This is a genomic window from Streptococcus infantis (assembly GCF_047464615.1).
Taxonomy (GTDB): domain Bacteria; phylum Bacillota; class Bacilli; order Lactobacillales; family Streptococcaceae; genus Streptococcus; species Streptococcus infantis_Y.
On sequence record NZ_JASHBO010000001.1, the window covers coordinates 185,813 to 200,752 of the forward strand.

At 39.3% G+C, this 14,940-nt stretch carries 10 protein-coding genes and 1 pseudogene; 4 read left to right on the plus strand and 7 right to left on the minus strand.

Annotated features, from left to right (window positions below; all coding sequences use genetic code 11):
* The first annotated feature begins 115 nt into the window (after window positions 1-115).
* From QM450_RS01010 to zwf, 3 genes are all read left to right on the plus strand, one after another.
* Window positions 116-2,281, plus strand: coding sequence for an ABC transporter substrate-binding protein/permease (locus QM450_RS01010; RefSeq protein ID WP_414319396.1), 2,166 nt, complete (start codon window positions 116-118; stop codon window positions 2,279-2,281).
* Window positions 2,281-3,021, plus strand: coding sequence for an amino acid ABC transporter ATP-binding protein (locus QM450_RS01015; protein WP_414319397.1), 741 nt, complete (start codon window positions 2,281-2,283; stop codon window positions 3,019-3,021). Before QM450_RS01010 ends, QM450_RS01015 begins: the two co-directional genes overlap by 1 nt.
* Before the next feature lie 448 nt (window positions 3,022-3,469).
* On the plus strand, window positions 3,470-4,957 hold the full coding sequence (zwf, locus tag QM450_RS01020; RefSeq protein WP_414319398.1) for a glucose-6-phosphate dehydrogenase: 1,488 nt from the start codon (window positions 3,470-3,472) through the stop codon (window positions 4,955-4,957).
* 39 nt (window positions 4,958-4,996) lie between these two features.
* Here the strand turns inward: zwf and ftsY are convergent, their stop codons facing one another.
* The 3 genes from ftsY to QM450_RS01035 are packed head-to-tail and all read right to left on the minus strand — an operon-like array spanning window position 4,997 to window position 8,064.
* Window positions 4,997-6,451, minus strand: a complete 1,455-nt coding sequence (ftsY, locus tag QM450_RS01025) for a signal recognition particle-docking protein FtsY (protein WP_414319399.1) — start codon at window positions 6,449-6,451, stop codon at window positions 4,997-4,999.
* A gap of 3 nt (window positions 6,452-6,454) precedes the next feature.
* Window positions 6,455-7,273 carry a Cof-type HAD-IIB family hydrolase gene (locus QM450_RS01030; protein WP_414319400.1) on the minus strand — a complete coding sequence of 273 codons (819 nt, stop codon included), beginning with the start codon at window positions 7,271-7,273 and terminating at the stop codon, window positions 6,455-6,457.
* The gene (locus QM450_RS01035; protein ID WP_414319401.1) at window positions 7,273-8,064 is read right to left on the minus strand and encodes a Cof-type HAD-IIB family hydrolase; all 792 of its coding nucleotides are present in this window, start codon (window positions 8,062-8,064) and stop codon (window positions 7,273-7,275) included. The genes QM450_RS01030 and QM450_RS01035 overlap by 1 nt, the downstream gene beginning before the upstream one ends.
* 333 nt (window positions 8,065-8,397) lie before the next feature.
* On the opposite strand from QM450_RS01035, the gene QM450_RS01040 reads away from it, so the two are divergent.
* Complete coding sequence (locus QM450_RS01040; protein WP_000136624.1) at window positions 8,398-8,865, plus strand: 8-oxo-dGTP diphosphatase; 468 nt, start codon at window positions 8,398-8,400, stop codon at window positions 8,863-8,865.
* A 225-nt stretch (window positions 8,866-9,090) separates the two neighbouring features.
* Here the strand turns inward: QM450_RS01040 and QM450_RS01045 are convergent.
* From QM450_RS01045 to rnc, 4 genes and pseudogenes are all read right to left on the minus strand, one after another.
* A pseudogene (locus tag QM450_RS01045) lies at window positions 9,091-9,668 on the minus strand (HD domain-containing protein).
* Window positions 9,669-9,839: 171 nt separating this feature from the next.
* A complete protein-coding gene (locus QM450_RS01050) occupies window positions 9,840-10,499 on the minus strand; it encodes a trimeric intracellular cation channel family protein (RefSeq protein WP_414319402.1) in 660 nt (219 codons plus the stop codon).
* 87 nt (window positions 10,500-10,586) lie between these two features.
* Entirely contained in the window at window positions 10,587-14,126 is a 3,540-nt protein-coding gene (gene smc, locus QM450_RS01055; RefSeq protein WP_414319403.1) for a chromosome segregation protein SMC, read from the minus strand.
* Window positions 14,117-14,815 (minus strand): ribonuclease III, encoded by a 699-nt coding sequence (gene rnc, locus QM450_RS01060; protein WP_248034114.1) that lies wholly within the window; start codon window positions 14,813-14,815, stop codon window positions 14,117-14,119. Before rnc ends, smc begins: the two co-directional genes overlap by 10 nt.
* Window positions 14,816-14,940: the final 125 nt, after the last annotated feature.

The following is a 14,940-nucleotide window of genomic DNA, read 5'->3' on the forward strand; positions in this document are numbered from 1 at the left end:
TCAAGAAAGAAAAGGAAAAATCAATGTCACATTTTCTTACATCAAAACACTAAATACTTGCCAACTTTTTTATTTTCTGCTATAATGGGTAAATATTCTAAAAAGGAGACTAAACATGAAGAAAAAAATCCTTGCATTTTTATTATTTTTATTTCCCTTATTCTCTTTAGGCTATGCTAATGCGGACACTATCAAGATTGTTAGTGATACTGCTTATGCACCCTTTGAGTTTAAAGATACAGACCAGACTTATAAAGGAATTGATGTCGACATCATCAATAAAGTCGCTGAGATAAAAGGATGGAATATCCAAATGTCTTATCCAGGCTTTGATGCTGCTGTCAATGCGGTCCAAGCAGGGCAAGCAGATGCAATCATGGCTGGTATGACAAAGACGAAAGAACGTGAAAAAGTCTTCACCATGTCTGATACTTACTATGATACAAAAGTTGTCATTGCGACTACGAAGGCACACAAGATTAGTAAATATGACCAATTAACTGGCAAAACCGTCGGTGTTAAAAACGGTACTGCAGCACAACGTTTCCTAGAAAGCATCAAAGATAAATATGGTTTCACTATCAAAACCTTTGATACTGGTGATTTGATGAATAACAGTCTCAGTACAGGTGCTGTAAATGCCATCATGGATGACAAACCAGTTATCGAGTACGCTATTAACCAAGGGCAAGATCTCAGTATCAACATGGACGGAGAAGCCGTTGGAAGCTTTGCCTTTGGAGTTAAAAAAGGTAGCAAGTACGAATACCTAGTTACAGAATTTAACGAAGCTTTAGCTCAGATGAAAAAAGATGGTAGCCTTGATAAAATCATCAAGAAATGGACTGCTTCATCATCTTCAGCAGTGCCAACCACAACTACTCTAGCGGGCTTAAAAGCTATTCCTGTTAAAGCTAAATACATCATTGCCAGCGATTCTTCTTTTGCACCTTTTGTTTTCCAAAATTCAAGCAACCAATACACTGGTATTGATATGGAATTGATTAAGGCAATCGCTAAAGACCAAGGTTTTGAAATTGAAATCACCAACCCTGGTTTCGATGCCGCTATTAACGCTGTCCAAGCTGGTCAAGCAGATGGTATCATTGCTGGTATGTCTGTCACAGATGCTCGTAAGGCGACTTTTGATTTCTCAGATTCATACTACACTGCAAACACAATCCTCGGCGTCAAAGAATCCAGCACTATTGCTTCTTATGAAGATTTGAAAGGGAAGACGGTCGGTGTTAAAAACGGAACTGCTTCTCAAACCTTCCTAACAGAAAATCAAAGCAAATACGGTTATCAAATTAAAACCTTCGCTGATGGTTCATCAATGTATGACAGTTTAAACACTGGTGCCATTGATGCTGTTATGGATGATGAACCTGTTCTCAAATATTCTATCAGCCAAGGTCAAAAATTGAAAACACCAATCCCTGGAAGTCCAATCGGAGAAACAGCCTTTGCCGTTAAAAAAGGCACAAATCCAGAATTGATTGAAATGTTCAATAACGGACTTGCTAACCTTAAAGCAAACGGTGAATTCCAAAAGATTCTTGACAAATACCTAGCTAGCGAATCTTCAACTACTTCAACAAGCACTGTTGACGAAACAACTATCTGGGGTTTACTTCAAAACAACTACAAACAGCTCCTTAGCGGGCTTGGTATCACTCTTGCTCTAGCTCTTATCTCATTTGCTATTGCTATTGTTATCGGGATTATCTTCGGTATGTTTAGTGTCAGCCCCTACAAATCTCTTCGTGTGATTTCTGAGATTTTCGTTGACGTTATCCGTGGTATTCCTTTGATGATTCTTGCAGCCTTCATCTTCTGGGGAATTCCAAACTTCATCGAATCCCTTACAGGCCAACAAAGTCCAATTAACGACTTTGTAGCTGGTACAATCGCCCTCTCCCTCAATGCAGCGGCTTATATCGCTGAAATCGTTCGTGGTGGTATTCAGGCCGTTCCAGTTGGCCAAATGGAAGCCAGCCGAAGCTTGGGTATCTCTTATGGAAAAACCATGCGTAAGATTGTCTTGCCACAAGCAACTAAATTGATGTTGCCAAACTTCGTCAACCAATTTGTCATCGCTTTGAAAGATACAACTATCGTATCTGCTATCGGTTTGGTTGAACTCTTCCAAACTGGTAAGATTATCATCGCCCGTAACTACCAAAGTTTCAAGATGTATGCAATCCTTGCCATCTTCTATCTTGTAATTATCACACTTTTGACTAGACTAGCGAAACGCTTAGAAAAGAGGATTCGTTAATGGCAAAACTAAAAATTGATGTAAATGATTTACACAAAAACTACGGAAAAAATGAAGTCCTAAAAGGAATTACGACTAAGTTCTATGAAGGAGATGTTGTTTGTATCATCGGTCCTTCAGGTTCTGGTAAGTCAACCTTCCTCCGTAGCCTCAATCTTCTAGAAGAAGTCACTAGCGGTCACATCACTGTGAACGGCTATGATTTAACTGAAAAAACAACCAATGTTGACCACGTCCGTGAAAATATTGGAATGGTTTTCCAACACTTCAACCTCTTCCCACACATGTCTGTATTGGAAAACATTACTTTTGCTCCTATTGAGCACAAGTTGATGACTAAGGAAGAAGCTGAGAAATTGGGAATGGAGTTGCTTGAAAAGGTTGGACTAGCAGATAAAGCTAATGCTAACCCAGATAGCCTATCCGGTGGTCAAAAACAACGTGTGGCTATCGCTCGTGGACTAGCAATGAATCCTGATATCATGCTCTTTGATGAACCAACTTCTGCCCTTGACCCTGAGATGGTTGGAGACGTACTAAACGTTATGAAAGAATTGGCTGAGCAAGGCATGACCATGATTATCGTAACCCATGAGATGGGATTTGCGCGTCAGGTTGCCAACCGCGTTATCTTTACTGCAGATGGCGAGTTCCTAGAAGACGGAACACCTGATCAAATCTTTGACAACCCACAACATCCGCGACTTAAAGAATTTTTAGACAAGGTTCTAAACGCCTAGAGGCAGGGCTAAAAGTCTTTATAATCAAAAAAACGCATTGTATCAGGTATAAATGAACTTGCTATTATGCGTTTTATTGTGGAAAGATTTACTTCGGTTTCTCCTAATACTCAATGAAAATCAAAGAGCAAACTAGGAAGCTAGCCGCAGGTTGCTCAAAGCACTGCTTTGAGGTTGTAGATAGAACTGACGAAGTTAGCTAAAAACACTGTTTTGAGGTTGTAGATGGAACTGACGTAGTCAGTATCCTACACATACGGTAAGGCGACGCTGACGTGGTTTGAAGAGATTTTCGAAGAGTATGAAATTGAGTTTTGCTTAACCTCTTAGTATAGACGTATTGGATTTTTGGATTTTTTAGAAAATTATGATAAAATAAAGGATATGAAAAATGGGGACTCCTCATGCCTAGTTTAACTAGGAAACAAAATAGAAATTAGGTAGCTAGATGTCATCAAAAGTTATTGTTACAATTTTCGGTGCAAGTGGGGATTTGGCCAAACGAAAGCTCTACCCTTCACTTTTTAGACTTTATAAATCAGGTAATCTTTCTGATCATTTTGCTGTTATTGGAACTGCTCGTAGACCTTGGAGTAAGGAGTATTTCGAATCTGTCGTTGTCGAATCTATTTTAGACTTAGCAGATAGTGTGGAGGAAGCTCAAGCATTTGCGAGTCATTTTTACTATCAAAGTCACGATGTCAATGATACTGAGCACTATATCGAACTACGCAAGCTTCAGGCTGAGTTAAACGAAAAATATCAGACTGAGCACAACAAACTCTTCTTCCTCTCAATGGCACCTCAGTTCTTTGGTACCATCGCCAAACATCTCAAGTCTGAGCAGATTGTTGACGGTAAAGGCTTTGAACGTTTGATCGTTGAGAAACCTTTTGGAACAGACTATGAGACTGCAAGCAAACTAAACGAAGAACTCCTAGCTACTTTTAACGAAGAGCAAATCTATCGTATCGACCACTATCTCGGTAAGGAAATGATTCAAAGCATCTTTGCCATTCGCTTTGCTAATATGATTTTTGAAAATGTTTGGAATCGTGAACACATCGATAATGTTCAAATTACCTTTGCAGAGCGTCTAGGTGTTGAAGAGCGTGGTGGCTACTATGATGAATCTGGTGCCCTTCGTGATATGGTTCAAAACCATACACTCCAACTCCTGTCGCTCTTAGCTATGGATAAACCAGCAAGCTTTACCAAAGATGACATTCGCGCAGAGAAAATTAAGGTCTTCAAGAACCTCTACCACCCTACAGATGAGGAACTTAAAGAGCAATTCATCCGTGGTCAATATCGTTCTGGTAAAGTTGATGGCATGAAATACATCTCTTACCGTAGCGAACCAAATGTCAACCCAGAATCAATGACAGAAACCTTTGCTTCGGGTGCCTTCTTTGTAAATAGTGACCGCTTCCGTGATGTTCCATTCTTCTTCCGTACAGGTAAACGCCTGACTGAAAAAGGAACACACGTGAACATTGTCTTCAAACAAATGGATTCAATCTTTGGAGAACCTTTAACACCGAATGTTCTAACCATCTACATCCAACCAACCGAAGGATTCTCTCTCAGTCTTAACGGAAAAAAGGTAGGGGAAGAGTTTAGCCTTGCGCCAAACTCGCTTGACTATCGAACAGATGCAACTGCAACTGGTGCTTCACCGGATCCTTATGAAAAGCTCATCTACGATGTTTTGAATAACAACTCAACTAACTTTAGCCATTGGGAAGAAGTAAGTGCTTCTTGGGAATTGATTGACCGTATCGAGAAGCTATGGGCTGACAATGGTTCTCCTCTTCATGACTACAAGTCTGGAAGCATGGGACCACAAGCGAGCTTTGATTTACTTGAAAAATACGGAGCCAAATGGACATGGCAACCAGATATCGCCTATCGTAAAGATGGTCGTTTAGAATAATCAAAAACAATCCTGCAAGAATTCTTGCAGGATTTTCTTTTATATCAAACCTTCTAGAAGGCCTTTCATAAAGTTCTCAGAATTGAATTCACCGATATCATCGATTTTTTCACCAAAACCAATCAACTTAACAGGAATATTGAGTTCTTCACGGATAGCAAGAACGACACCACCTCGGGCAGTTCCATCAATCTTGGTTAATACAATCCCTGTCAATGGAGTAATTTTTGAAAATTCCTTGGCTTGTACAAGAGCGTTTTGTCCTGTTGAGGCATCCAAAGCTAGGAAGGTTTCATGAGGTGCTTCAGGCACGACACGTTTAATGATACGACCAATTTTTTCCAACTCTGCCATCAAGTTTTCCTTGTTTTGCAAACGGCCAGCGGTATCAATCATGAGAATATCAACACCTTCCGCTACTGCTCGTTCCATCCCATCAAAGACAACACTGGCTGGATCTGCTTTTTCAGGCCCAGTAACCACAGGAACATCTACACGACGACCCCATTCCGCTAACTGAGCAACTGCACCGGCACGGAAGGTATCCGCAGCAACAAGCATGACCTTCTTGCCTGCTTGCTTGTAGCGATGCGCTAATTTTCCGATAGATGTTGTTTTCCCGACACCATTAACACCTACAAAGAGCATGACAGTCAAACCATCTTGGAAGTTAATGCTTTCATTGTATTGTCCATCTTTTTCGTAGAGCTCTACCAATTTTTCAATGATAACACGACGGAGGGCATCTGGTTTCTTGGCGTTTTCAAGCTTAGCTTCGTAACGTAGCTCTTCTGTTAAGTTTGATGCTACCTGTACACCAACGTCACTCATGATTAAGAGTTCTTCTAGTTCTTCAAAAAATTCTTCATCAACAGAGCGGAAGTTAGCAAAGAAAGCATTCAAACGAGCACCAAATCCCGTACGAGTTTTCTTGAGACTACGGTCATATTTTTCCTGTACAGTCTCTTGAACTTGAGAAATTTCTTCGATTACTAGATCTTCTTCCACTTCTTGAGAAGTGTCTGCTTCCGTTTCGTCTGGTTGAACTTGATCAGATTCTTCCTCGCCACTATCACTTGAAGGTACTTCTTCGACTGGTGACTCAGGTTCTTCTGCAACAAACTCCACTACTTCTTGAGAGCTGGCTTCAGTTTCTTCAACTTCTGTTGACTCTGACTCTTCCTGACAACAATGACACTCAGTTTCCTCTTCAAACTGAGTCTCTTCTTCCTGAGGGGTTGCTATTGGTTCAACTGTTTCTAGAGTTGTTTCTGCTACTGGTTCTTCCGACTCACTAGCTTCTTTAGAATAAGTTTCCTCAAATTCTGAACTTTGGTCGATTTCTTCAGTATTTTTCACTTCAACTTCTTCAGTTCCAAGTGTTTCAACTTCCTCGCTAGGTTCTGTCAGATCCAAGTTTTCCAAAGCTTCTTTAACGACTTCTTCGATTTTTGGTTCTTCTTTTCTACCAAATAAACGGTCAAATAATCCCATACTTTAGTTCTCCTTCAGTACATATTTTTCAATGGCCCAGGCAACAGCTTCCTCGTCATTGGTCATAGGGGTCACCACATTTGCAACTTCCTTGACCTCAGGCACAGCATTTTGCATGGCAACGCCGAGTCCTGCCCACTCAATCATAGAAAGGTCATTGGCCTCATCTCCACATGCCATCACCTGACTTCGGTCAATTCCTAGGTGGTCAATCAATTTAGCTAATCCAGTAGCCTTATGAACGTTCTTTGGTGACCATTCCAAAAGCATGTCGCGAGATTTAAAAATTTCATAATTGTTAAACAAGTCTGATGAAATGTTAGCAATTGCAGCATCCAGTGGTTCTTGGGCAAAGGCCGTCACACATTTGTTGTAGGTCATTTGACTAGACAAATCTTCAAAGTCAATTGGAACAAAAGTCAGAGCAGGATTAAATTTAGCATACAGACTCTCTTGATCTGATTGGATTTGATAAACGGTGCCTTCTGAAATAGCATCTAAAGGAATGCCTAGTTTTTCAGTTTCCTCATAAATGCGTGTCACATCATCAATCGAAAAGACTGTCTTATCAAGGATTTCACCCGTATTTTTCTGAACCAATCCACCATTAAAGGTGATAGTATACTCGTCATCATGGCCGTCTGTTCCAAGCTCTTTGAGGAAGAAATCCATGGCCTTGAGGGGACGTCCAGTTGTCAGTACCACTTTGACTCCCTGATCACGCGCAGCCTTTAAAGTTGCCTTAGTACGATCAGTCAACTTCTTGTCTGTCGTCAGCAAAGTCCCATCTAAGTCTAGGGCAATTAATTTAATATCTGCCATTACAATCCCTCCATATAAGCAATAACTGATTGGTCTTTGTGATGTCCGATAACTGTTTCAGCTAGTTCTAAAATCTCTGGACGAGCATTTGCAGGCGCGACTGGGTGCCCTACAACTTGCATCATGTGCAGGTCATTAAGATTATCACCAAAGGCCATCACCTGGTCCATATCTAGATTTAACTTCTTGGCCAATTCGACAATAGCAACTCCCTTGTCAACATGGTCTAAAACGATGTCAATGGATTCAAAGCCTGTCGTCATAGCCTTGACCCCAGGAACATGTTTATTGACCCAAGCTTCTCCAGCATCAACCGTTTCTTCAGTGAAGTTAGTTGTGAATTTGAAAATCTCATCGGTAATATCTTCCAGTCTGGCCACTTTTTGGATATTCTCATTATAATGATGGATAAACATAAGATAGATTTCATCTACTGTATCTAAGACATAGCAAGCCTCTTTACCAGTCAAGAGCATCTTCTTCTCATCAAAATAAGGTGAAGTCTTTAGCTTTTCAAATGTTGATAGGTAAAAATCACGAGGCATGGTTGCTTCATAAAGGTCCTCTCCATGAAAACGAACCAAACTACCATTTTCAGCAATAAAGATTATCTCATCTTTGACATCCGCAAAATGCTTTTCAAGTGACAAAAGCCCACGACCAGATGCAACAGCAAAATAGATTCCTTTTTCTTTATAAGAATGGAGCAACTTTTTCAGACGCTCCATATCAAATTGACCGGCACCATCCAAAAAAGTACCGTCCATATCCGTTGCTACTAATTTAATCATAAAATTCTTCATACTCCAATTAATAAATCTACCTTCTATTATACCATAGAAAAAGTAAAAAAAGACGTGCTGAATTGACACGTCCTTGTCTTCTAAAAATTAATCCGTAGGGCCAATTTAAAGGGCAGGCTGATTAGCTTACTTTCTTTTATATCCAACCTCTCAACACTTTTCTTCCAAAGTTCTTGATTGAAGTCTATTCTGAGAGTTAATCAGCTGTTGCGTAAAAATTATCAATCTTTGGCTGAGAAACATTTGTCATAATCATAAATAGCGTATAGTTCTTGACATATAATCTTGCATATGAAAAAATACTTGTTGGAGGTTAATAATATGACTGAAAAAATCAAAAACTGGGTTAATATTTGCGTTTTGAAAAATCAAGAAATTTTATTACTTAATAGACAGCACGATAATTTTCCTGGCTGGATTCCACCGGGGGGAAAAGTTGAATTCCCTGAAAGTTTTTTTGAAGCTGCATTACGGGAACTTAAGGAAGAGACTGGTCTCACTGCATTAAATCTTGAATTAAAAGGAATTTCAGGCTTTACTAATTCAATTGGTAATGAGAGATTTGTCTTCTATGACTTTTTATGTACTCAGTTTACTGGTGAACTAAGTACATCTGCTGAAGGTGAGCCAAAATGGTGGAATCTAAAAGATATTGATAAAATACCAATGCAAGATGAAATAAGAAAAAGGCTACCACTTTATTTAAGAAAAGGAAGCTTTGAAAGTATTAACTATTGGGATGATAATAAGAAATGCATTAGTGAAAACAAAACAATTTTATTTGACTAATATTCTCTCCGGTATAATCAAGGGTATCTAATAAAAATCATCTACTCTAGCATTTTTTTCCTTCTACCTATAGATAGCTATAAAGCCTTGGAAACAGCTTATTCCAAGGCTGTCTTTGTATTTTATTGTATCAATTTCCTTATTCCGATTTCCGTTATGACAAGTTTAATCATATATATTTCCATTCTCCGGTTAAAATTCTATCTTCTATTGGGATAACTGTTATTAAAAATATAAGCCCTTTTTCACACTTTCCTGAATCAAGTCTTCCGTCAGTTTCCATAATTCTTCTGATTCACTTTTTATGAACTTTTTCTTTTCTATTACCATGTCTGCACTGATATTATCAGGATTATAATTGAATTCTGACACTTCCAAGTGATTAATCAGTGGTACCAAGGCGTCAATCACTCTTGCATATCTTGCTTCAGCACTCTGCCCTTTTTCAAATTCCAACCACGAATTTTTCATTTGTAAATATTTTTCTTCTGGAAGGAGGCTCATTGTTTTTTTATAGATGCTAGTTCTCTATCATGAGAATGATGCTTTTTTTCATCATCAAAAACCCAAGTATCTCCGGCATAAATCTCACCTAAATCATGAATCAATAACATAGAAATGACCTTCTCTATATTCAATTTTTCAGGATAATAATCTTGAAGAACCATTGCAGCTATGGCACACTGCCAGGAATGCTCGGCACTATTTTCAAATCTGCCATCAAGAGTTCTATTAAATCTTGTCACTGACTTTAATTTCTCTATTTCTTTAATAAAATCAACTGAATGATTCAAATTACTCATTGCTATTCCTACCTTATTCGAAATTACAAATATAATAGCAAAAATTAATCTTTACATCATTAATTTCCCGTATTTGCAAAAAATAACGCCTAATCCATATGAGATTAGACGCTGATAAAATGACTATTTTAAACTTATTTACGGGTTTAGAATCAAACTTTCAGCCATTCATCAATTCAAGGTTCTCTTATCCATATTTGGCAAAGAGAGCTTAAACTTAATAATACAGAGTCGAATCACAAAACCGACAATTGAGAGAATGATAAAAGCAGTGATTCTTGGAAAGTGAAGGACAAAGGCCAACCAATAATAAATAACGCCAATTACAAAAGATAGAAGGGCATAGATGTCCTCTTTTAGAACACTTGGGACTTCATTAATCAAGAGATCTCGGATGATACCTCCGCCAGCACCTGTTAAACAGGCCAAAATCCCTGCAGACATCAAGTTCAATTTACTATCAGCTAAGGCGGTAGCTCCAATCAAGGAAAAGATGATTAAGCCAATTGAATCAAAGATAAGATAAGCTTCTCTCAGCCACTTATAGAATTTTTTTCCTTGACTAGCATTGGCTTGTTTTGATGTCACAAAGGCATACATAATAACCGCTACCAGGATAGAGACATAAATGGGGCTAGGATCTGCTAGAGAAGCTGGAAAGCGACTAATAATGGAATCTCTTAGGATTCCTCCGCCTACTGCAGTTACAATTGCCAATAAACTGATTCCAAAAATATCTAAACGTTTACCGAATCCTTTGATGGCTCCTGAAGCAGCAAAGGCTATAGTTCCAATATAATTACAGATCATTAGGAATAGATCAAAATCCATATAAGCTCCTCAAATTATTTTGTAACCCTTCCGACTTCTTGAAGGTCTTTCTATTTTCCTTGCTTGGAACTTTTTACTGATAACAAACTAGGCATCCATATTCTCTAAGTCTTTTAGTTTAACCGAAACAATCTTAGAGACACCAGATTCTTGCATGGTCACCCCATAGATAGAGTCTGCTGCTGCCATGGTTCCCTTACGGTGGGTAACGACGATGAACTGGCTGTCTTTATCAAATCGATTGAGATAATCCCCAAAGCGTTTAACGTTTGCTTCATCAAGTGCAGCTTCTACTTCATCCAAGATAACAAATGGGATGGTCTTGACACGAATGATTGAGAAGAGCAAAGCCAGAGCTGACAAAGCCTTCTCTCCACCACTCATGAGATTGAGAGATTGGATTTTTTTACCTGGTGGTTGAACAGAGATTTCGACACCTGCTGTCAATAAATCACCTTCTGTCAGAATTAGGTCTGCTTGACCACCACCAAACATCTGCTTGAAAGTCACCTTAAAGGACTCACGAATAGCTTCAAAGGTTGATTTAAAGCGTTCCTTCACTTCATCATTCATCTCTGTAATGGTCTCAAGAAGAAGATTTTTAGCAGAAAGAATATCGTCGCGCTGACTATTCAAGAACTCCAAGCGTTCGTGTACTTCGTCAAACTGTTCAATGGCATCCAAATTGACTGGACCAAGTGAACGAATGGATTTTTCCAAATCCTTAACCTTTTGTTCAGCGACAGCCAAGTCTTCCAATTGGTTGGCTTGTTCTAATGCTTCAGTATAACTAATCTGGTATTCTTCAGTCAGTTGACCTTGAAGATAGCGAAGGCGGTCTGTAATCTTCTCTTTAGTCGCTTCTGCTCGTGTTTGCTTACGAATCCATTCTTCATTTTGCTGACGAGCTTGTTCTAAATGACTGGCAATATCATCCAATTGGCCTTCAATATCATCCAGTTCAAACTGCTTACGAATCAATCCTTGTTGAATTTCTTCCTTTTGACTCTTAGATTCTGCTTCCTGCTTGGCTAAAAGTTCAGTATCAACTTTTTCAAGATTGTCTACTTTTTCTTGCAAAAGACGTTCAATCTCTTCTTGTTCAATATTGAGGTTCTCAAGTTCTTTATTGATCCGTTCAATATCAGCAACTTCATAACGCTTTTGCCCTAACATTTCTGTCTTAAGCAGACGTTCTTGAGAAAGTTTGTCCTGCAAGTTTTGGTAGCGTTCCTGAATCGCATTTTTATTGGATTTGATTTCTTCAATTTCAGATTCCAGTTTTTGCTTTTCAGTTGCAATAAATGCAAGTCGTTCTTGGCATTTTTCTTTTTCAGCTTGCCAATCTCCACCTCTGAGATTAGTTAATTCTTGCTCCTGAAGTTTCAAGAGTGTCTCAAGTTCTTCGACCTGCTGGCTAGTTTGTTGATAAGCCAGATACAAGCCTTGTTCCTGGATACGAGCTTGCTCTCCTTGGGACTTAATGGTCTCCAAAGTCTGAGTGAGGGCAGTCAAGGCTTCTTGAACTGACTTCAGATTTTCTTCCTCTTGGCGAAGGAGCTTTTCTTCTTGAGCAATCTCTTTTTGCAACTGCTCCAATTCAGGCTTGATGAAAATGCTGTTATTTTGACGATTGGCACCACCAGCATAAGAACCACCTGTTCGTAGCTCTGTTCCATCTAGTGTTACCATCCGAACTTGATAACGTACCTTACGAGCAGCATCACGCGCATGCTCCACTGTATCAAAGATAGCTGTGGTAGCTAGTAGATTTTTAAAAATAGCTTCAAGCTTAGCATCAAAGGAAACCAGCTCATCTGCCATGCCAAGAAAACCAGGACTTGAGGCAATCACATCTTGATTCTGGTCTGAAATGCTACGAGCCTTGATAGTTGTCAAGGGTAGGAAGGTAGCGCGACCCGCTCGATTTCTCTTAAGAAAATCGATGGCTTTAGTCGCAGCCTGTTCATCTTCAACGATGATGTGTTGGCTACTTGCACCAAGGGCAATTTCAAGTGCTGTCTGATAACGAACATCGAAGGTTAAATGTTCACTAACAGCTCCAACAATACCACCCAAGCGATTTTTTTCTTGGAGAACACTCTTGACACCCGCATAAAAATTGCTATGGTTTTTAAGAATATTTTCCAAACTTTGCGCCTTGGCCTGTTTGTTTTTCAGACTATCCAAACGGTCAAAGAGTTGATTTTGCTGGCTTTGATAAGCCTGCTTTTGTGCTTCTTCTTGCTTGGCATTGGTCTGGTAATCAGCGAGTAAGTTCTGTACTTCTTCTTTAGCTGATTTAAGGGCAAGCTCTTGCTCACTAGCCTTGGACTTGTCAGAAGCCAATTGTTCCTTCAAGGATTCTAATTGTTCTTCTTGCTTTTGAGTCTGTTGGCGACTATTTTCAAGGTCATTTTCAATCCTTGTTAATTGGTTAGAGACATCCGCTTCTTCCTGTAAGAATGCCACGAAACGTTCACGCAGCTGCTCAATCATTTGGTCTGGATCATCAGAAAAAGCTAATAATTCTGCTTCTAAACGATTGAGTTCCTTCGTATTGACCGCTAAATTTTCTTCTAACTGATTTAGATTGGCTTCTTTTTCTTCCTTCTCTTGAATGAGAGCATTTCTCTTTTCATCTAAACCAGCCAAACGAGTCTGCGCTTCTTGTTGATTGAGGGCAACTTGCTCAGTTTCTAGTTTTGATAAAGCTAACTTACGTTCTAAATCACTGATTAAACTAGTCAAATCAATCAAGCTTGACTGGTCTTTTGCCATCTCAGCCTGTAGATCATGACGTTTCTTTTTGAGAGCTTGATTTTCTTCTTCTAAGTCTTGACGTTTTTGATAATAACCGGTTAAAAGTTCTTGGACTTGGTTTAATTCTTCTTCTGTCACATCCAATTCAGCCTTATTGGCTTGAATTTGTGCAACTAAAACATCCAAGTAGATGGCTTTACGCTGACCGTCCAAGTCCATAAATTTACGAGCTGTTGCTGCTTGCTTTTCTAATGGTTTGATTTGATTATCTAACTCATAAATGATATCTTCCAAACGATCCAAGTTGTCCTGAGTTTGTTGAAGTTTGCTTTCAGTTTCTTTTCGACGGGTTTTATACTTCAAAACTCCCGCCGCTTCTTCAAAGATAGCGCGGCGTTCCTCAGGTTTGGAGTTAAAGATTTCTTCGACCTTTCCTTGGGAAATGATGGAGAAAGAATCACGTCCGAGACCAGTATCTAAGAAAAGATCATGAATATCACGGAGACGAACTTTTTTCCCGTCTATCTTGTACTCACTATCTCCACTACGATAGATATGGCGTTCAACTTTGATTTCCTGACCTGCATCCTTAATAAATCCATCTTGATTATCCAAAGTAACAATAACAGAAGCGTAGTTTAGAGGCTTCCGACTTTCTGTTCCTGCAAAGATGACATCAGGCATCTTCCCACCACGCAGACTCTTGACACTAGATTCACCAAGTGCCCAACGGAGGCTTTCAGTGATATTTGATTTCCCAGAGCCATTTGGTCCTACAACCGCCATCACCCCTTGGTCAAAAACAACCTTGGTCTTGTCAGCAAAGGACTTAAACCCTTGGATCTCAATTTCCTTTAAATACATGAATCCAGCCCTTTCTCAACTGCATTTTTAGCGGCTTCCTGCTCGGCCAATTTTTTAGAGCGTCCTTTACCTGAACCTAGACTTCGCCCCTCAACAAGGACTTCAACCTCAAACATCTTATCATGGGCTGGCCCAATCTCTGAAATCACCTGATAACGAATATCAACATCTCCATTAACTTGGAGCAATTCTTGCAGGTGAGTCTTATAATCCTTGATCATCTCAAAATCGCCAGCTTCAACCTTAGGAATCATGACTTGGTAGATAAAGGTTTTTACAGTCTTTATATCCTTGTCTAAAAGCAGAGCACCCAAAAAGGCTTCAAAGGCGTCACCCAAGATCGTGTCTCGGTTACGACCACCAGATTTTTCCTCTCCCTTACCAAGCTTGATAAACTGGTCAAACTGGCAATCACGGGCAAAACCAGCCAAACTTTCTTCTCGTACAATCATAGCACGGAGTTTAGACAAGTCCCCTTCTGGTTTTTTAGGGTATTTTTTAAACAGATATTCTGAAATCAATAATTGCAGAACAGCGTCTCCTAAAAATTCCAAGCGTTCGTTGTGTGAAATTTTTAAGAGGCGGTGCTCATTGGCATAACTGGTATGGGTAAAAGCTGTTTCAAGTAAGCTTTTATCTGTAAAAACAAGCTCAAAACGGTCTTGTAACACTGATTCTAATTCTTTCATAACTACCTCTTTCTAAATCATTATAATCCTATCCATTATATCAAAAAAAGGCTTCATAGTCAGAAAAGAACAGTGAAAAGCTTATTTTCTAACTTCTAGCTAAAATCAGCCCCTAGCTAGCGGAT